This is a genomic window from Streptomyces sp. NPDC042201, from assembly GCF_055582185.1.
On the sequence record NZ_JBVJDS010000004.1, the window covers coordinates 126,253 to 147,752 of the forward strand.

The following is a 21,500-nucleotide window of genomic DNA, read 5'->3' on the forward strand; positions in this document are numbered from 1 at the left end:
CACCGGCGGACAGCAACGGAAGAACCTCATCCTCCGTCGCCCGCACCGCCACCATCGCACCACCGGACGGCAACGCCTGCATCAACTTCGCCCGCGCCACGACCAGACGCGACGCGTCCTCCAGCGAGAACACCCCCGCCACATGAGCCGCGGCGATCTCACCGATCGAATGACCCGCCACGAAGTCCGGGGTCACACCCCACGACTCCACCAGCCGGAACAACGCCACCTCAATGGCGAACAGCGCGGGCTGAGTGAAGCCCGTCTCGTTCAGCAGGTCCGCGTCCTCGCCCCAGATCACCTCACGCAGCGGACGGTCCAACTCCCCGTCCAGCTGGGCCAGTACGGCATCCAGCGCCTCGGCGAACACAGGGAACCTGTCGTACAACTCCCGGCCCATCCCCAGCCGCTGCGAACCCTGGCCCGAGAACAGGAACGCGCGCTTACCACCGGCGACCGAGCCCGATAGCGCCGAGGCGTCCGCCCCGCCGGCCGCCAGCGCCGCCAGCGCACGGACCGTGTCCGCGGGATCGCCCGCCAGCACCACCGCGCGGTGGTCGAACACCGACCGGCCCGTAGCCAGCGAGAATCCGACATCAACCGGCCGCTGCCCGGCCTCCGACTCGACAGCGGAAAGCAGCCGCGCCGCTTGAGCGGCCAGCGCCTCCGGCGTCCTGCCCGAGAGCACCCACGGCACCACCCCCGGCTCCGCCACCGGAGTGGCGGCGGCGCCGTCCAGCACCGTTCCCTGGATCACCGTGGGCGCCTGCTCCAGGATGACGTGCGCGTTCGTACCGCTGATACCGAACGACGACACACCGGCGCGTCGCGCGTGTCCGGCCTCCGGCCAGGCGGTCTGCTCGCTCAGCAGCTCCACCGCGCCCGCGGTCCAGTCGACATGCGTCGACGGCTCGGTCACGTGCAGCGTGCGCGGCAGCACTCCGTGCCGCATCGCCATCACCATCTTGATCACACCCGCTACACCGGCGGCGGCCTGCGTATGACCGATGTTGGACTTCACCGAGCCGAGCAGCAGCGGCCGCTCCGGATCACGGTCCCGGCCGTACGTCGCCAGCAGCGCCTGCGCCTCGATCGGGTCACCGAGCGTCGTGCCCGTACCATGCGCCTCCACCACATCGACGTCGTCCGCCGAAAGACCGCCACTCGCCAGCGCCTGCCGGATCACCCGCTGCTGCGAGGGACCGTTCGGCGCGGTCAGACCGTTCGACGCACCGTCCTGGTTGATCGCGCTGCCGCGCAGCAGCGCGAGCACCTGGTGGCCGTTGCGCCGCGCGTCCGAGAGGCGCTCCAGCACCAGCATGCCGACGCCCTCCGACCAGGCGACCCCGTCGGCCGACTCGGAGAACGCCTTGGACCGGCCGTCGGGGGCCAGACCCCGCGCCCGGGAGAACTCGACGAACGTGCTGGGCGTGGACATCACGGTCACACCGCCGGCCAGTGCCAGCGAGCATTCGCCGGCGCGCAGCGCCTGTGCGGCGAGGTGCATGCCGACCAGGGAGGAGGAGCAGGCGGTGTCCACGGTGACGGCGGGGCCTTCGAGACCGAGGGTGTAGGAGACCCGGCCGGAGGCGACGCTCGGTGCGCTGCCGTTGCCGCGGAAGGCCTCGTACTCCTCGCCCGTGAGCAGCGGGCCGTAGTCGTTGTACATCACGCCGGCGAAGACGCCGGTCTGGCTGTCGCGCAGCGACACCGGGTCGATGCCGGCGCGCTCGACGGCCTCCCAGGAGAGTTCGAGCAGCAGGCGCTGCTGCGAGTCCGTGGCCATCGCCTCACGGGGGCTCATCCCGAAGAAGTCCGGGTCGAAGTCGCCCGCCGTGTGCAGGAATCCGCCTTCGCGGACATGGGTCCTGCCGGGGCGGTCGGGGTCCGGGTCGTAGAGTCCGTCGATGTCCCAGCCACGGTTGGCAGGGAACCCGGAGATCGCGTCGGTGCCCTCGGTGACCAGCCGCCACAGGTCTTCCGGTGAGGTCACTCCGCCGGGGTAGCGGCAGGCCATGCCGACGATCGCGATGGGGTCGTCGGTGACCGGGGGCAGGGCGCGGACCGGTACGGCCGGTGCTTCCGCCTCGCCGCCGAGGAGTTCGTCGCGCAGATGGTCGGCGAGCGCGCTCGGCGTCGGGTAGTCGAAGACCATGGTCGCGGGCAGCCGCAGGCCGGTGACGGTGTTCAGGCCGTTGCGCAGTTCGACCGCCGTCAGGGAGTCGAAGCCGAGGTCCTGGAACTGGCGGGCCGCTTCGACCTCCGCCGCGTCGGCGTGTCCCAGTACCTGCGCGACCTGGCCGCGTACGAGATCGAGGAGGATCTCGCGGCGCTCGGCGCCGTTCAGTCCGGCGAGGCGCTGGGCGAGGCCGCCGGCCGTCTCGGAGACCTGGGCGGCGGCGCGCCGGGCCGGGGCCCGGATGAGGCCGCGCAGCAGCGCCGGTATGTCGCCCTGGGCGCGCAGGACCGGCAGGTCGAGGCGTACGGGTGCCACGGCGGCGGCGCCGGTGGCGAGGGCGGCGTCGAACAGCGCCACGCCCTGCTCGACGGAGAGCGGCGGCATGCCGGAGCGTGCGATGCGTTCCACGTCGATGTCGGTGAGCGTCCTGGTCATGCCGACGCTCTGGGTCCACGGGCCCCAGGCGAGGGCCAGGCCGGGCAGTCCGGTGTTCCGCCGGTGGGTGGCGAGCGCGTCCAGGAAGGCGTTTCCGGCCGCGTAGTTGGCCTGTCCGGGGCTGCCGAGGGTGGCGGCGACGGAGGAGAACACCACGAAGGCGGCGAGGTCGAGTCCGCGGGTGAGCTCGTGCAGGTTCCACGCCGCGTCGACCTTCGGCCGCAGCACACCGGCCAGCCGCTCGGGGGTCTGTGAGCCGACCACGCCGTCGTCGACCACCCCGGCGGTGTGGACGACGGCGGTCAGGGGGTGCTCGGCCGGAACGGTCGTGAGCAGCTCCGCGAGGGCGGCCCGGTCGGTCACGTCACAGGGGGCGACCGTCACCTCGGCGCCCTGCTTGGTCAGTTCGGCGACGAGCTGTCCTGCTCCTTCGGCGGCGAGGCCGCGGCGGCTGACGAGCAGCAGGTGCCGTACGCCCCGCTCGGCGACCAGGTGCCGGGCCAGCACACCGCCCAGGCCACCCGTGCCTCCGGTGATCAGTACGGTGCCCTCGGCGTCCCAGCCGGCCGGCCCGTCGGGGACCGGGACGCGCGCCAGGCGGGCGGCGAGCAGTTCGCCGCCCCGTACCGCGAGGTCCGGCTCGTCCGTCACGGCGGCCGAGGTGAGTACAGCCGGCACGGCCTCCGGGGGGAGTGAGGCCGTGCCGGGGTCCAGGTCCAGGAGGCCGAAGCGTCCTGGGTTCTCGGTGCGCGCCGTCCGTACGAGTCCGTGGACCGAGGCGGCGGCGAGGTCGTCGCCGTCCACCGCGCCCCGGGTCACGAACACCAGGCGGGCGTCGGCGAACCGGTCCTCGTCCAGCCACTGCTGTACGTGTCCGAGGACGAGGGCACCGAGGGCGTGCGTCGACGCCACGACGCCGTCGCCGGGGCCGTCGGGCTCACCGACCGCGGCGATCATGACCACGCCGGGCACCGGGCCGTCCGCCGCCGCGAGCGACGCCAGGTCGGGGTGGACCGTGACGGGCGCGCCGGCGGTGTGCAGGGCGGCGGCCACGCCGAGCGTGTCCGCGCCCACCACGGCCACCGGGCCGGGGCCGGCCGGCGTGGAGCCCTTGGCCTTGGTCCACTCCACGCGGAACAGCGAGTCCCGGTGTACCGCGCCGGTGTCGTGCAGCCGCTCGGCGGGCATCGAGCGGGAGACCAGGGAGTCCACGGAGAGGACCGGGCCGCCTGCCGCGTCGTACACCGCGATCGACACCGTGTCCTCGCCCGCCGGGGACAGCCGGGCGCGCACCGCGGATGCCCCGGAGGCGGTCAGCGACACACCCTCCCAGGCGAACGGCAGGCCGCCCCGGCTGATGGCGCCGAGATCGGTGTAGGCGGCCGCGTGCTGGGCGGCGTCGAGCAGCGCCGGGTGCAGACCGAAGGCGCTCGCCTCGGAGTCGGCGCCGTCCGGCAGGGTGACCTCGGCGAACACCTCGTCACCGCGCCGCCACGCGGCGCGCAGGCCCTGGAAGACCGGGCCGTAGTCGAAGCCGAGTCCGGCGAGGCGCTCGTAGCAGCCGTCCAGGTCGACGGGTTCCGCGCCGGGCGGCGGCCACACCGTGGCGTCGAAGCCGGGGTCCGCGGGGTCCGCGCCCGGTGTGCCCGGGGCCAGTACACCGGTGGCGTGCTGCGACCAGGGGAGGTCCACGACGCCCTCGGCCCGCGAGTAGATGCCCAGCGGGCGGCGTCCCGCGACGTCGGCGGCGCCGACGCGGACCTGGAGCTGTACGGCGCCGTGCTCGGGGAATGCCAGGGGCGCGGCGAGGGTCAGCTCCTCGACCCGGTCGCAGTCGACCTCGTCACCGGCGCGGATGGCCAGCTCGACGAAGGCCGTTCCCGGCAGCAGGGCCCGGCCCCGCACTCCGTGGTCGGCGAGCCAGGGGTGGGACTGCACCGACAGCCTGCTGGTGAACAGGGCGCCCTCGCCGTCGGCCAGTTCGACGGCCGCGCCCAGCAGGGGGTGCCCGGCGGAGCCGAGGCCCGCCGCGCGCATGTCGCCGGCCTTGTTGAGGGAGACGGCCGGCCAGTAGCGCTGGTTCTGGAAGGGGTAGGTCGGCAGGTCCACCTGCCGGGCGCCGGATCCGGCGTAGAGCCCGGCCCACCGCACGGTGGCGCCGCGGACGTGCACCTGCGCGAGGGCGGTGACCGCGGCGAGCTCCTCGGGGCGGTCCTTGCGCAGCAGCGGCACGATCGCCGCCCCGTCCGGCAGCGAGTCCTGGGCCATGGCGGAGAGCACCCCGTCCGGGCCCAGTTCCAGCAGGGTGGTGACGCCTCGTCCGGTGAGGGTGCGGACGCCGTCGGCGAACCGTACGGCCTCCCGTACGTGCCTGACCCAGTAGTCGGCGGAGCACAGCTCCTCGACCGCGGCGATGCGGCCGGTCACGTTCGACACCACCGGGATCCGGGGTTCCTGGTACGTGAGGCCCTCCGCGACGGCGCGGAACTCCTCCAGCATCGGCTGCATGAGCGGTGAGTGGAAGGCGTGCGAGACGCGCAGCCTGCTGGTCTTGCGCTTCTGTGTCTCGAAGTGCGCGGCGATGTCCAGTACGGCGCTCTCGTCGCCCGCGATCACCACGGACTCGGGCCCGTTGACCGCGGCGATGGACACCCGGTCGGTGAGCAGCGGTGCGACCTCGTCCTCGGTCGCCCGTACGGCGACCATGGCGCCGTCGCGCGGCAGGGCCTGCATCAGCGAGGCGCGGGCCGTCACGAGGCGGCAGGCGTCCTCCAGTGAGAACACGCCGGCCACATGGGCGGCGGCGATCTCACCGATGGAGTGGCCGCCGACGAAGTCGGGGGTGACGCCGAGCGACGCGACGAGGCGGTACAGCGCCACCTCGATCGCGAAGAGCGCCGGTTGGGTCCAGCGGGTCTCGCCCAGTTCCGTGGGGTCGGTTCCCCAGACGATGTCCCGCAGCGGACGGTCGCAGTGCGTGTCGAGTGCGTCGGCGACCGCGTCGAACGCCTCGGCGAACACCGGGAAGCGCGCGTGGAGTTCACGGCCCATGCCGAGCCGCTGGGAGCCCTGGCCCGAGAACAGTACGGCGAGCGGGCCTTCGCCGGCGACGCCCTGGGCGACCTCCGTGGCGTCGGCGCCCCCGGCGAGCAGGACGGCCCGGTGTTCGAAGACCGAGCGGCCCACGGCGAGGGAGAAGCCCACATCGGCCGGCCGGATGCCCGGGTTCCGCTCGATGAACGAGAGCAGTCGTGCGCGCTGGGCCTCCAGCGCCGCCGCGGTCCTGCCGGCGATGGCCCAGGGGATGACGCCCGGTTCCACGGCGTCCTCGGCGACGGCGTCCTCGGTGGCGGCTTTCGCGGCCGCCGGCGGCGCCTGCTCAAGGATCACGTGCGCGTTGGTGCCGCTGACTCCGAAGGAGGAGACCGCGGCCCGCCGGGCCCGTCCGGTCTCCGGCCACTCGACGGGCTCGTTCAGCAGCTCCACCGAGCCGGTGGTCCAGTCGACGTCGGCGGACGGCTCGGCCGCGTGCAGGCTGCGCGGCATCAGCCCGTGCCGCATCGCCATGATCATCTTGATGACGCCCGCGGCGCCCGAGGCCGCCTGCGTGTGTCCGATGTTCGACTTGACGGAGCCCAGCCGCAGCGGGCGCTCGCGGTCCTGGCCGTAGGTGGCCAGCAGCGCCTGTGCCTCGATCGGGTCGCCGAGCGTCGTACCCGTACCGTGCGCCTCGACGATGTCCACGTCGCCGGGCGCCAGCCGGGCGTTCTCCAGCGCGGCGCGGATGACCCGCCGCTGCGAGGGGCCGTGGGGGGCCGACAGACCGTTGGACGCGCCGTCCTGGTTGATCGCGCTGCCGCGCAGTACGGCCAGGACCGGGCGTCCCGCCCGCTGCGCGTCGGAGAGCCGCTCCAGTACGAGGACGGCGGCGCCCTCGCCCCAGCCGGTGCCGTCGGCGTCGTCGGAGAACGACTTGCACCGGCCGTCGGCGGCCATCCCGTTCTGCGCGGTGAAGGAGACGAAGGGGCCCGGCGTGGCCATCACGGACGCCCCGCCGGCCAGGGCCATCGTGCACTCGCCGTTGCGCAGGGACTGCGCCGCCCAGTGCAGCGCGACCAGCGAGGAGGAGCAGGCCGTGTCGACCGTGACGGCCGGCCCCTCGGCGCCGAGTGTGTAGGAGAGACGGCCCGAGATGACGCTGGCGGCGTGCCCGGTCGTGGCATAGAGCTCCATGTCCTCGTCGGACGCCTTGACCACCGAGCCGTAGTCCTGCCCGGCGGTGCCGACGAACACGCCAGCCCGGCTGCCGCGCAGCGTGGCCGGGTCGATCCCGGCCCGCTCCAGCGCCTCCCAGGACACCTGGAGCAGCAGCCGCTGCTGGGGGTCCATGGCGACGGCCTCACGGGGGGAGATCCCGAAGAACCCGGGGTCGAACTCCGCCATGTCGTAGAGGAACCCGCCCTCCCTGGCCAGGCTGCGGCCGGGGCCGTCCCCCGCGAGGCGGTCCAGGTCCCAGCCACGGTCGGCGGGGAAGCCGGCCATGACGTCGCGGCCCTCGGCGACCAGCTCCCACAGGGCCTCGGGGGAGGTCACCCCGCCCGGGTAGCGGCAGCCGATTCCGACGACGGCGATGGGCTCCTCCGCAGCCGCCACCAGCTGCTGATTCTGCTGACGGAGCCGCTCGATCTCCTTCAGGGACGACCGCAGCGCCTCGACATACTTATTGGGGGACGTGCTCATCGTTCTCTCCAGATCTCTTTCAGTTCGCCGAGTTCTCGGTGGCGAGCCGCAGCAGGCTTTCCGCGTCCATGTCGTCGAGCGAGTCGCTCCCGCCGTCGGCCGCCGGGCCTGAGGCCTCGGCGTCGTCGGCGGTGGCGAGTTTCAACACCATGTCCAGCAGGCCCGCTTTGCGGAGTCGGCTGATCGGGACGGATGCGAGGACGTCGCGCATGCGCGCTTCCGGGTCGTTCGCCCGGTCCGCGTCCTGCGCGGGTACGGCCCCGAAGAGGAGCGGGGCGAGATGCTGCGCGAGTGCGGCCGGGGTCGGGTGGTCGAAGACCAGCGCCGCCGGCAGGGGCAGGCCGAGGCCGGTCCGCAGCCGGTTTCGCAGCTCGACCGCCGTCACGGAGTCGAACCCGACGTCGCGGAAGGCCCGGGTCGCCGGGATGGCGTCGGCCACGTCGTGGCCGAGTGTCGCCGCCGCGTCGGCGCGTACCGCTTCGAGCAGGGCGCGGGCGCGCTCCGCGGTCGGCAGTGCGTCGAGCCGCCGCCGCAGCGGCGGTACGTCGGCGTCGGTGTCGCCGGTGGGGAGGCCGTTCTCGGTGGCCAGCGCCTGGCCGGCCTCCGGGATCCCGGCCAGCAGGGGGCTGGGCCTGGTCGCGGTGAAGCTGGGGGTGAACACGTCCCAGTCCATCGACGCCACCGTGAGCGCCGTGTCGTCGTCCTCCAGCATCCGCTGGAGGGCGGCGAGGGCCGGCGCCGGTTCCATCGCCCGTACGCCCTGGCGCCGCAGCCGCTCATGGACCTCGAAGACCGTGGCCATGCCGACCTCGGCCCAGGTGCCCCAAGAGACGGACGAGGCGGTGAGGCCCTCGGCCCTGCGGTACTCGGCCAGCGCGTCGAGGAACGCGTTGGCCGCCGCGTATCCGGGCTGGCCGCCGCTGCCCCAGATGGCCGCGCCCGAGGAGAACAGGACGAACGCGTCCAGGTCCAGGTCGCGGGTCAGTTCGTGCAGATGCAGGGCGGCGGTCAGCTTCGACCGCATGAGCGCGTCGAGCTGTCCGAGCGTCAGTGACCGCACGGTGTCGTCGCCGTCCGCGACCCCCGCGGAGTGGAACACGGAGGTCAGCGGGGAATCGGCGGGGATCGCCGCGAGTACGCCGGCCAGCGCCGCGCGGTCGGCGGCGTCGCAGGCCGCGATGGTGACCCGGGCGCCCAGTTCCTCCAGTTCCGCGCGCAGTCCGGCCGCGCCGGGCGCGTCCTCGCCGCGGCGGCTGGTCAGCACCAGGTGTTCGGCGCCGCGTTCGGCCATCCAGCGGGCGACCCGGCCACCGATACCGCCGGTGCCGCCGGTGATCAGTGCCGTACCGCGGCCCTGCCAGCGGCGTCCGGGGGTGGCGACCGCGGGCGCGGCGTGCACCATGCGGCGTCCGTAGACACCCGAGGGTCGGATGGCGACCTGATCCTCACCGTCGAGGCCGGCCAGCACGGCGGTCAGCCGGGCCGCGGCCCGCGCGTCCACCGTCCCGGGGAGGTCGACGAGACCGCCCCAGCGGTCCGGGTGCTCCAGCGCGACCACGCGGCCGAGGCCCCACAGCGCGCCCTGCACCGGGCTGGTCAGCCGGTCGTCCCGGCCGACGGAGACGGCGCCGCGGGTGGCGCACCACAGCGGTGCGCCGAGCCCGGCGTCGCCCAGTGCCTGGACGAGGGTGAGCGTCAGGGCCAGCCCGCCGGGCACCGAGCCGAAGTCCGGATGCCTTTCCTCGACGGGGGCCAGCAGCGACAGCACGCCCGCGAACTCGCCTCCGTCGGCGGCCAGTTCAGTGAGCCGCTGGGCCCAGACGGTGCGGTCGGCGCCCTCGGTCCCGGCTTCGAACAGGACCGTGTCCCGGCCGAGCGCGGCGAGCGCGGTGGAGACCCACGGGTCGTCGGTCCCGCCTGCCGCGACCACCGCGAGCCAGCGGCCCTCGGCAGGGCCGGCGGCCGGCTCGCTCAGCCGGGTCCAGTCGACGCGGTAGCGCCACTCGTTGACGAGTGAGCGCTCCCGCGACTTGGCGCGCCAGGCCGAGAGCGTGGGCAGTACGGCGCCGAGCGAGGAACGCTCACCGTTGGCTCCGACGCCCAGTTCGTCGGCGAGGGACTCCAGGTCCTCGTTCTCGACGAGCCGCCAGAACGCCGCGTCCGCGTCGGTGCCGGTCGCGCCGCCGTTCTCGACGGGCTTCTGCTCCGGCCAGTAGCGCCGGCGCTGGAAGGCGTACGTCGGCAGCTCCACCGGGGTGAGACCGCCGGCCGGGTACGCCGTGCGCCAGTCGACCGGTGTCCCGTGCACATGCGCCTCGGCGAGGGAGGCCAGGAAGCGCCCGGTGTCGCCCTCGTCCCGGCGCAGCGACCCCAGGACCACCGCGGATCCGGCGGCTTCCGCCACTGTCTCCTGGGTCTCCTGGATGGGCCCGGCCAGTACGGGATGCGGGCTGGCCTCGATGAAGACCCGGTGCCCGTCGGCCAGCAGCGCCCGGGTCGCCTCCTCCATCCGTACCGTCTGCCGCAGGTTGGTGTACCAGTAGTCGCCGTCGAACGCGGCTGTCTCCAGCCGGCCGCCGGTCACCGTCGAGTAGAAGGGCACCCGGGGAGAGGTGGAGCGGACGGTGGCGAGCACCCGCGACAGCTCGTCGCGTACCGCTTCGACGTGCGCCCCGTGCGAGGCGTAGTCCACCGAGACCTTGCGGGCGCGGACGTTCTGCTGTTCGCACGCGGCGAGCAGTTCGTCCAGGGCCCGGGCGTCGCCGGACACGACGACCGAGGAGGGTCCGTTGACCGCCGCCACCGAGAGGAGTTCACTCCAGGGTGCCAGCAGGGCCGTCACCCGCTCGACCGGCGCGGCCACCGACATCATGCCGCCCAGGCCGGAAAGACGGGGCAGGGCCTGGCTGCGCAGTGCGACGACGGCCGCGGCGTCCTCCAGGGTCAGCGCGCCGGCCACGTACGCCGCGGCGATCTCGCCCTGCGAGTGGCCGACCACCGCCGCGGGCTCGACGCCGTAGGAGCGCCAGAGCGCGGACAGCGCCACCATCATCGAGAACAGCGCGGGCTGGACCACGTCCACCCGTTCGAGCAGGGCCGGGTCTCCTTCACCGGCCAGCACGTCGTGCAGCGACCAGTCGATGTACGGGGCCAGCGCCTCGGCGCACGCGTCCACGGTCTCCCGGAACACGTCGGAGCTCGCGAGCAGGTCGCGGCCCATCCCCCACCACTGGGATCCCTGGCCGGGGAAGACGAACACCGGGCCGCCGGCCGCGTCCTCGTCCGCCACCCCGCGCACCACGCCCGCGGCGCTCCGCTCGGTGACCAGCGCGTCCAGGGAGCGCAGGAAGTCGTCCCTGCTCTCGCCGAGCACCACGGCGCGGTGGGCGAAGGTGGACCGGCCGGCCGCCAGCGACCAGCCCACCCGCGCGGGCGACAGGAGAGGGTCGGCGTCGGCGTGGGCGAGCAGCCGGGCCGCCTGCTCACGCAGCGCTCCGTCGGACTTCGCCGAGATCAGCCAGGGCAGCACGCCTTCGTGTGCCGCGTCCTGTCCGGGCTCGTCCGGCGTCTCCTCGGCAGGCTGATCGGCCGGCTCTTCGGCCGCGGGGGCCTGTTCCAAGATGAGGTGCGCGTTGGTGCCGCTGATCCCGAAGGACGAGACTCCGGCCCGCCTCGGGCGGCCGGCGTCCGGCCACGCGGTCTGCTCGTGCAGCAGCTCCACCGCGCCCGCGGTCCAGTCGACGTGCGACGACGGAGTGCCCGCGTGCAGTGTCCTGGGAAGGACACCGTCACGCATGGACATCACCATTTTGATGACCCCGGCGACCCCGGCGGCCGCCTGTGTGTGACCGATGTTGGACTTGAGCGAGCCCAGCCAGAGCGGGCGCTCCGGATCCCGGTCCTGGCCGTACGTCGCCAGCAGTGCCTGCGCCTCGATCGGGTCGCCGAGTTTGGTGCCGGTGCCGTGCGCCTCCACCGCGTCCACATCCGCCGTCGACAGACCGGCGTTGGCCAGCGCCTGGCGGATCACCCGCTGCTGCGAGGGGCCGTTGGGCGCGGTGAGTCCGTTGGACGCGCCGTCCTGGTTGATCGCCGAGCCGCGTACCACCGCGAGCACGCGGTGCCCGTTGCGCCGCGCGTCCGAGAGGCGCTCCATCAGGACGACGCCGACGCCTTCCGCCAGCGTCATCCCGTCGGCGGCTTCGGAGAACGGCTTGCAGCGGCCGTCGAGCGCGAGCGCCCGCTGCCGGCTGAAGCCCACGAAGGCGTGCGGGGTGGCCATCACGGCCGCGCCGCCGGCCAGCGCGAGAGAGCTCTCGCCGCTGCGCAGCGACTGGCACGCCAGATGCATCGCGACCAGCGAGGACGAGCAGGCGGTGTCGACGGTGACGGCGGGGCCCTCGAAGCCGAAGAGGTAGGACACCCGGCCCGACAGCACGCTGGCCGCCGTGCCGGTGACCATGTGCACCTCGGAGCCCTCGGCTCCGTTCTGCACGCTCGATGAGTAGTCCTGGTAGCTGGCGCCGATGAACGTACCGGCGGTGCTGCCGCGCAGCGAGTCCAGCTCGATTCCGGCACGCTCGAAGGCTTCCCAGGACGTTTCCAGCAGCAGGCGCTGCTGCGGGTCCATGGACACCGCTTCACGCGGCGAGATGCCGAAGAACCCGGGGTCGAACTCGGCCGCCTCGTGCAGGAATCCGCCCTGGACGGAGTAGGTCCTGCCCTGCCGGTCCGGGTCAGGGTCGTAGAGCCCCTGGGCGTCCCAGCCACGGTCGGCCGGGAACTCCGAGATGACATCGGCGCCGTCGAGGGCGATTCGCATCAGCTCTTCGGGGGAGCCGGCGCCGCCGGGGTAGCGGCAGCTCATGCCGATGATGGCGATCGGCTCGTCGTCGGCGTCGGTACCGGCGGACGCGGTCGCCGCCGGCGACGCCTGCGCGTCACCCACGGCCTGGGACCGCAGGAAGCCGGCCAGCACGGCGGGGCTCGGGTAGTCGAAGACCATGGTCGACGGCAGCTTCAGACCGGTGGCCGACACGAGGCGGTTGCGCAGGTCCACCGCGGTGACCGAGTCGAAGCCGATGTCCCGGAAGGCGCGCCGCTCGGGGAACGCCTCGGCGGAGGCGTGGCCCAGGACGGCGGCCGCCTCCGTACGGACGAGATTCAGCAGCAGGCGTTCCTGCTCGGGGGCGGTCAGCTCGTGCAGCCGCGCCGCGAGATCGCTCATCTCCGGCCCTGCGCCGCCCTGTTCGGCGCTCTCCGCCAGCTGCCGTCGTACCTCGGGCACCTCGTCGAAGAGGCGTGTGGGGCGGCCGGAGGTGAAGACGGGGTAGTACGTGTCCCAGTCGACGTCCGTCACCCCGATGACGGTCTCGTCGTCGTCCAGGACCCGCTTCAGCCCGCTCAGCGCCAGCTGCGGGTCCAGGTACTGGAGACCGCTGCGGCGGATCTGGTGCGGGTCGGCGAGCTCGCGCTCGATGTCGTCGGGCCACTTGCCCCAGTGCAGCGAGGTGGTGCGCAGGCCACGGGCCCGGCGCTGGGTGGCGAGCGCGGCGAGGTAGGCGTTGCCCGCCACATACGCGGCGTGCGCGCCACTGCCCCACATGCCGGCCGTGGACGAGTAGAGGATGAAGTCGTCCAGTTCCTCGTCGTCCAGCAGCTCGTCCAGGTGCCGGGCGCCGGCGACCTTCGCGTGCACGACGTCGGAGAAGGACTCCATGCTGGTCTCGGCCAGCGAGTACAGCTCGATGACGGCGGCCGTGTGGATGACCGTACGGACCGTGCGGCCGTCGTTCTTGAGGTTCGTCAGGAGCGCGGCCACCGCGTCGCGGTCGGTGACGTCGCAGGCGGCGATGGTCGCTTCGGTGCCCAGCTCGCCCAGTTCGGCGACGAGTTCCGGAGCACCGGGGGCCTCGATGCCCCGCCGGCTCACCAGCACCAGATGCTCGGCGCCGTGCGCCGCCAGCCAGCGGGCGAGGCCGGGGGCGAGGGTGCCCGAGCCGCCGGTGACGAGCGTGGTGCCGCGCGGCTTCCAGTCCCGGGACGAGGCCTTCCGGCCGGCGCCGGCGCGGACGATACGACGGGTCAGCACACCGGAGGACCGGATGGCGAGCTGGTCCTCCTCGCCCAGCGCGCCCGCCAGGGCGGACACCAGACGCTGACCGGCCCGCTGGTCCAGCACCGGCGGCAGATCGATGACCCCGCCCCAGCGCTGCGGATGCTCCAGCGCCGTCGTCCAGCCCACCCCGGCCACCTGAGCCTGCGCGGGGGACGTGACCTCGTCGGAACGGCCCGTGGAGACCGCACCCTGGGTGAGGAACCACAGCGGGGCGCCGATTCCGGCGTCGCCCAGGGCCTGCACCAGGGACACCGTCAGCGCGAGCCCGAGGGACAGGCCGGGGTACCGCTCGCCCGGCTTCTCGGCCCGGGCGAGCACGGACACGATTCCGGCGACCTCGCCGCTCCCGGCCAGCCGCTCCGCCAGAACCGTACGGTCCACACACGACTCGTCCAGCACCAGACGCCGTACCTCGGCGCCCGATCCGCTCAGTGCGTCGACGACATCCGCGTCGTCGATCCCCTCGGTGGACACCACCAGCCAGGTCCCGGACACGGAAGCCTGCGGAACATTGCCGGCCGGGGACCAGGAGACGCGATAGCGCCAGGAATCAACGGTCGACCGGTCCTGCCGCGACCTGCGCCACGAGGAGAGCGCCGGCAGCACGGCGGCCACCGAGCCCTCGTCCGTACGCAGCGTCGAGGACAGCGCGGAGAGATCCTCCTGCTCCACCGCCGACCAGAACGCCGCGTCCAGGGGATCGACCGCGGCGACCTGGTCGAGCACGTCGGGGATGTTCCAGAAACGCTCGTGCTGGAAGGCGTAGGTGGGCAGGTCCACCCGTCGGGCGTCCGTGCCCGCGAAAACGCCCGCCCAGTCGACATCGACGCCACGGACGAAGACCTCGGCGGCCGAGAGCAGGAACCGCGACAGACCACCCGTGTCCCGGCGCAATGTCCCTGTCGCGACAGCGGGTTCGCCCGCATCGTCGATCATGTCCTGCACCGACATCGTCAGCACCGGATGAGAACTGACCTCCACGAAGGCACGGTGCCCGCTGCCCAGGAGGTCGAGGACCGCGTCGGCGAACCTGACCCGCTGCCGCAGATTACGGAACCAGTACCCGGCGTCCATCTGCTCGGTGTCCAGCCAGTCACCGGTGACCGTCGAGAAGAACGGCACCTCGGAGACGCGCGGACGCACCGGCCCCAGCTCACGCAGGAGTTCGTCGCGCAGGTCCTCGACCTGGGCGGAGTGCGAGGCATAGTCCACCGCGATCCGGCGGACCCGCACCTCCTCGGCCGTCAGCTCCGCGAACAGCTCGTCCAGGGCCTCCGGCTCACCCGAGACGACAACCGAGCGCGGGCCGTTGACCGCCGCGACGGACACCCGGCCCGACCACGCCTCCAGCCGGCTCTCCACCTCGGCCACGGGCAGCGGGAGCGACATCATCCCGCCATGCCCCGCCAGCCGCCGGCCGATCGCCTGGCTGCGCAGCGCCACCACCCGCGCGCCGTCCTCCAACGACAGCGCGCCCGAGGCCACCGCGGCCGCGATCTCGCCCTGCGAGTGCCCCACCACGGCGTCCGGCTCGACACCGCGCGAACGCCACAGCGCGGCCAACGACACCATCACCGAGAAGGACGCGGGCTGGACCACGTCCACCCGCTCCAGCGACGGGGCGCCCTCCGCGCCACGCAGCACATCCACCAACGACCAGTCGGTGAACTCACTCAGCGCCGCCGCGCATTCACCGATCCGCTCGGCGAAGACCGGCGACTCGTCCAGCAGACGAGCCCCCATCCCCACCCACTGCGAACCCTGACCCGGGAAGACGAACACCGTCTTCCCCTCCACATCGGCCACACCGTCGACCAGACCGGCCCAGGACTCGGCGGCGCCCAGCGCGCGGGCTCCGGCCAGGAGTTCGTCGTGGTCCTCGCCGACCAGCACGGCGCGGTGGTCGAACACCGACCGCGACGAGACCAGCGAGAAGCCCACATCGGCCGGCCGCGGCTGCTGACCGGTCCCGGCATCGGTCGCCACACCGGTCTCCGCCCAGGAGACGAGAGCCGTCGCCTGGTCCCGTACCGCCGACCGGCCGCGACCTGACACCACCCACGGCACCACGCCGCCCGCGACGGGCACCGGCTCCGTCTGCGGCTCGGCCTCCTCGGCGGCCGGCGCCTCTTCGAGCAGCGCGTGGGCGTTCGTTCCACTGATGCCGAACGACGACACCGCGCACCGGCGCGGCCTTCCCGTCTCCGGCCACTCCACGGCCTCCGACAGCAGCCGCACCGCGCCGGACGACCAGTCCACCTGTGACGACGGGGACTGCGCGTGCAAGGTCCGCGGCAGCACCCCGTTGCGCAGCGCCATCACCATCTTGATGACCCCGGCGACCCCGGCGGCCGCCTGCGTGTGACCGATGTTGGACTTGAGCGAGCCCAGCCACAGCGGGCGCTCCGGATCCCGGTCCTGGCCGTACGTCGCCAGCAGCGCCTGCGCCTCGATCGGGTCACCGAGCCTGGTGCCGGTGCCGTGCGCCTCCACCGCGTCCACATCCGCCGTCGACAGACCCGCCTGCGCGAGGACCTGGCGGACCACCCGCTCCTGCGAGGGACCGTTGGGCGCGGTGAGCCCGTTGGACGCGCCGTCCTGGTTGACGGCGGAGCCGCGCAGTACGGCGAGGACCTGGTGCCCGTTGCGCCGGGCGTCCGAGAGGCGCTCCGCGACGAGTACGCCGACGCCTTCGCCCCAGCCCGTACCGTTCGCGTCGTCGGAGAACGCCTTGCAGCGGCCGTCGGGCGCCAGCCCGCCCTGCTTGCTGAACTCCACGAAGACCGAGGGCTCCGACAGCACCGTGACGCCGCCGATGACGGCGAGCGAGGACTCGCCGTTGCGCAGCGACTGCGCCGCCACGTGCAGCGCGACCAGCGAGGAGGAGCAGGCCGTGTCGACCGTGATGGCGGGGCCTTCGAGCCCGAGGGTGTAGGCGAGCCGGCCCGACAGCACACTGGCCGCGGTTCCGGTCAGCGCGTGCCCCTGGAGCTCACCGGCCGTTCCGGCCGACGGCTGTCCCCAGTGGTAGGCGCCGACGAAGACACCGGCCTGGCTGCCGCGCAGCGAGGTCGGGGCGATCCCGGACCGTTCCAGGGCTTCCCACGACACTTCGAGCAGCAGCCGCTGCTGGGGGTCCATCGCGAGGGCCTCGCGCGGGGAGATACCGAAGAATCCGGCGTCGAATTCCGCCGCCTCGTAGAGAAATCCGCCCTCGTGGGTCGCGCTGCTGCCCTCTCCGTCGCCGGTGAGCCGGTCCAGATTCCAGCCGCGGTCCGCCGGGAATCCGGAGATGGCGTCGCCACCGGAATCGACGAGATCCCACAGGGCCTCCGGGGAGCGGACGCCGCCGGGGAGGCGGCAGCTCATTCCCACAAGGGCGATGGGCTCGTTGTTCTTGAGTTCCAGTTCGCCGATGCGCTGACGCGCGCGGCGGAGATCTGAGGTGACCCGCCTCAAGTAGTCGACGACTTTGTCCTGCTGGTCTTCTGGCACCGGTCCGTCCTCATCATCGGGTCGCGAACGAAAGCAACAATTCGTTATGTGGTTTCGAACTCTTCATCGATGATGTCGAGCAGCCTGTCGACCGACACCGTCTCGATGTCCTCGCCCGAAGAGCGCATTGCGGATGGCGCGGATTGTCGTAGCGTGTAAACGATTTTCTCCAGGCGGTCCGCGATCCCCTGGCGTTCGGAGCCGTCCGCCGGAACCGATTGCATGACAGCCTCGAACCTGGCGAGTTCGTCGTCCGCCGAACCCGTCGCGGCGGTGGCGGGGGCGGTGAGGTTGGCCGACAGATACTCGGCCACCAGAACCGGAGTCGGGAAGTTGAATACGAGCGTGCTGGGGAGCCGCCGGCCGGTGAGGGCATTGAGCCGGTCGCAGAGTTCGACCCCCGCCAGTGAGTCGAATCCCATTTCCTTGAAGACCTGCTGGGCGCCGACGGCGTCCGGGCTGCCGTGGCCGAGCACCGCGGCGGCCTCGGTCCGTACCAGATCCAGCAGATAGCGGGCCCGCTTGCTCTCCGGCATGCCGTCCAGCCGGGTCACCAGCGTGGGCGCTTCGCCGCCCGCCACACCGGGCTTCGCCGCCGCCGGCCGGGTGGTGCGCGGTCCTTCGGCCGGTGTCGCGGTCCCGCTGTGGGCCTCCCGCAGGGCGGGGGCCTTCTCCTCCTCCGACAACGGGCGGACGCGCAGCGCCTCGACCGAGAGCACCGGCGCCCCGCAGATGTCGGCAGCCAGCAGCGACATCGCGTCGTCGTCGCGCGGGGAGAGCCGTATCCGCAGCGCCGAGGCGCCGAAGGCGTGCAGGGACACCCCTTGCCAGCAGAGCGGGAGGCTGCCGCCGTCCGTCATGGCCGCGTGCCGGGCCGCGTCGAGCAGGGCGGGATGCAGACCGTACGACTCCGCGTCCGGCACCCCGGAGGGCAGGGCGGCCTCGGCGTAGATCTCGTCGCCGCGCCGCCACAGCGCCCGCAGCCCGCGGAAGAGCGGGCCGTAGTCGAAGCCGCTGTCGGCCAGCCGCTCGTAGTGGTCTTCCAGGTCCACCGGCACCGCGCCCTCCGGCGGCCAGACGCCCGCGCCGAGTCCGTCGTCCGGCGCGGTGTCGTCCGAGCCGGGTGTCAGCACACCGGTCGCGTGCTGCGCCCACGGCTCGTTCACCGCACCCTCCGGCCTGGAGTGGATGGTGACGACGCGCCAGCCGATTCCGTCCGCCGCGCTGACGCGTATCTGGATCCGGGCCGCCCCGTGTTCGGGCAGGACGAGGGGTTCGGTCAGGACCAGCTGCTCGATCCGGTCGCAGCCGACCTCGTCGCCGGCGCGGACGACCAGTTCCAGGAAGGCCGTGCCCGGCAGCAGGATCCGCCCCGCGATCACGTGGTCGGCCAGCCAGGGGTGCGAGCGCGCCGAGAGAGTGCCGGTGAACACCAGGCCCTCGCCGTCGGCGAGTTCCAGCGTGGCGCCCAGCAGGGGGTGTCCGGTCGCGCCCGCGCCGGAGCCGCCGGTGCCGTCCGCCGGCGCGGCCGGCCAGAAGCGCTCGTGCTGGAAGGCGTACGTCGGCAGATCGACCCGCCGGGCCGCCAGGTCCGCGAAGAAGCTGCGCCAGTCGACCGGGACACCGGCGGTGTGCAGCCGGCCCAACGCGGTGACCAGGGCGGTTTCCTCGGTACGGTCCTTGCGCAGAGCGGGCACGACGGTCATGCGCGGGGCCGCCTCGCCCAGGCTGCCCTGGGCCATCGCGGACAGCACGCCGCCGGGCCCCAGTTCCAGCAGAACGTCCACGTTCTCGTCCAGCAGCGCCGTGATCCCGTCGGCGAAGCGAACCGCCTGCCGTACATGCTCCACCCAGTACTCGGGGGTGCTCAGCTGCCCGGTGGACAGCTCGCCGGTGAGGTTCGAGATCACGGGTACGGCCGGCTCGTGGAAGGCCAGTCCCTCCACGACGTGCCGGAAGTCCGCGAGCATCGGGTCCATCAGCGGGGAGTGGAAGGCGTGCGACACCGACAGCCGGTTCGTCTTGCGCGCCAGTGCGGTGAAGTGTGCGGCGATCTCCAGGACCGCGCTCTCCTCGCCCGCGACCACCACGGACTCGGGTCCGTTGACAGCGGCGACGGACACCTCGTCCGCGCGCCCGGCGAGCAGCGGCAGGACCTCGTCCTCGGCGGCCTGCACGGCCACCATCGCCCCGCCCGGGGGCAGCGCCTGCATCAGTGAGGCGCGCGCCGCGACCAGCCGGCAGGCGTCGGCCAGCGAGAAGACTCCGGCGACATGCGCGGCCGCGATCTCGCCGATCGAGTGGCCGCCCACGACAGCGGGGCGTACGCCGAGGGACTCCATCAGGCGGAACAACGCCACCTCGATGGCGAACAGGGCGGGCTGGGTCCAGCCGGTACGGTTCAGCCGCTCCGGGTCGTCACCCCACATGACCGCGCGCAGCGGGCGGTCGAGGTACGCGTTCAGTTCGGACTCCACCGCGTCCAGGGCGTCGGCGAACGCCGGGAAACGCTCGTACAGTTCGCGTCCCATACCGAGCCGCTGGCTGCCCTGGCCGGGGAAGAGCACCGCTGTGGCGCCGTCGCCGGCCACGCCGCGGGCCGCTGCGCCCACATTCTGCGCCTCGCCGGGCGCAAGGGACGGGAGCAGCACGGCCCGGTGGCGCAGCGCCGCCCGGCCCGTCGCCAGCGAGAAGCCGACATCCACCGGGCTGAGCCCGGGGTGGCCGTCCACGAAGGAGGTGAGGCGGGCCAGTTGGGCGTCGAGGGCCGCCTCGGTCCTGGCCGATACGAGCCACGGCACGACGCCGGGCGCCGCTTCGGGCTCGCGGCCGGGCGGGGCGGGCGGGCCTGTGCGCGGCTCGGCGGCCGGGGCCTGCTCGATGATCATGTGGGCGTTGGTGCCGCTGATGCCGAAGGACGACACCCCCGCCCGGCGCGGACGCCCGTCCTCGCCCCACAGGGCCGGCTCGGTGAGCAACTCCACCGCGCCGCTCGTCCAGTCCACCTGGGACGTCCGCTTGTTCACATGCAGGGTCCGCGGCATCAGCCCGTACCGCATGGCCATCACCATTTTGATGACGCCCCCGACACCGGCGGCCGCCTGGGCGTGCCCGATGTTCGACTTGAGGGAGCCGAGCCACAGCGGGCGTCCGGGGGCGCGGCCCTGGCCGTACGTGGCCAGCAGCGCCTGCGCCTCGATCGGGTCGCCGAGCTTCGTGCCGGTGCCGTGTGCCTCCACCACGTCGACCTCGGCCGGGGAGAGGCCCGCGTCGGCCAGCGCCTGACGGATCACCCGCTCCTGGGCCTGGCCGCTCGGTGAGGTCAGCCCGTTCGACGCGCCGTCCTGGTTGGTGGCGGAGCCGCGGATGACGGCGAGGACGGGGTGCCCGTTGGCCCGCGCGTCGGACAGGCGTTCCAACACCACCATGCCCACGCCCTCGGCCCAGGCGGTGCCGTCCGCGTCGTCGGAGAACACCTTGCAGCGGCCGTCGGGTGCCAGGCCGCCCTGCCGGGAGTAGCCGACGAATCCCACCGGGGTGGACATCACCGTGACGCCGCCGGCCAGGGCCATCGAGCACTCCCCCGAGCGCAGCGAACGCGCCGCCCAGTGCAGGGCCACCAGCGAGGAGGAGGAAGCGGTGTCCACCGTGACCGCCGGTCCTTCGAGACCGAGGGTGTAGGCGAGCCGCCCGGAGGCGACGCTGGGCGAGAGGCCGGTCATGGCGTGGCCGGCCAGGTCCTCCCGCGAGCGCTGGGTGACGGTGGCGTAGTCCTGGCCGTTGGTGCCGACGAACACGCCGGTCCTGCTGCCGCGCAGCGACAGCGGGTCGATCCCGGCCCGCTCGACGGCCTCCCACGACGTTTCCAGCACCAGACGCTGCTGCGGGTCCGTGGACACCGCCTCGCGGGGCGACATACCGAAGAAGCCGGCGTCGAAGTCCGCCGCCTCGTGGAGGAATCCTCCCTCGCGGGTCACGCTGCGGCCGGGTCCTTCGCCGGCGAGCGTGTCCAGGTCCCAGCCGCGGTCCGCCGGGAAGCCGGAGATCGCGTCGCGGTCCGTCAGGACCAGATCCCACAGCTCCTCGGGGGAGCGCACCCCGCCCGGATAGCGGCACGCCATCCCGACGACCACTACCGGGTCTTCGTCGGCTCCGATCGTCATCACGTTGCACACCCCTAGGGAAAGTCGGGCCACGGACATCTCTCCGTGCCGGATCGTATGGGCGGCAAGGCTGTACTTTTCCCTAAGGAATTCGCCGGATCCCCCGCCGGTCATTGCGCGGCGGCGCGCGGACGGCTCGTACAGCGCGCACAAAGTCGCGGGACGGCGCGAAGACTAGGGATTCTCCGGAACGTGGTGTGAGACCAAGTTACTGTCCCGCTTCATCGCGCGGCGCGCCCGTCGATGCCGGCCGGTGCCGGTCCCCCCGGGACGGCGCGGACCGGGGGGCGGCGGCGATGAACGCGGCCACCCGGCGACCGGCCGTGTGTGTACGCGTGGCACCGAGCCATCGGACTGCCACTTCCGAAGG

3 protein-coding genes (1 of these 3 running past the window's edge) are annotated in these 21,500 nt (G+C 73.2%); all 3 read right to left on the minus strand.

Annotation, left to right across the window (positions count from 1 at the left end):
* Tightly spaced (at most 44 nt apart), the 3 genes in view from ACZ6MZ_RS11300 to ACZ6MZ_RS11310 form a layout consistent with a single transcriptional unit that may run on beyond the window.
* Nucleotides 1-7,354, minus strand: the start of a protein-coding gene (locus ACZ6MZ_RS11300) for an SDR family NAD(P)-dependent oxidoreductase (RefSeq protein ID WP_469351228.1). 25,325 nt of this gene lie to the left of the window's left edge; the window shows 7,354 of its 32,679 coding nt (coding positions 1-7,354); the start codon lies at nt 7,352-7,354; its stop codon lies off the left edge, out of view.
* Between the two features lie 19 nt (nt 7,355-7,373).
* Nucleotides 7,374-16,967, minus strand: coding sequence for a type I polyketide synthase (locus tag ACZ6MZ_RS11305; RefSeq protein WP_469351230.1), 9,594 nt, complete (start codon nt 16,965-16,967; stop codon nt 7,374-7,376).
* Between the two features lie 44 nt (nt 16,968-17,011).
* On the minus strand, nt 17,012-21,163 hold the full coding sequence (locus tag ACZ6MZ_RS11310) for a type I polyketide synthase (protein ID WP_469351231.1): 4,152 nt from the start codon (nt 21,161-21,163) through the stop codon (nt 17,012-17,014).
* Nucleotides 21,164-21,500: the final 337 nt, after the last annotated feature.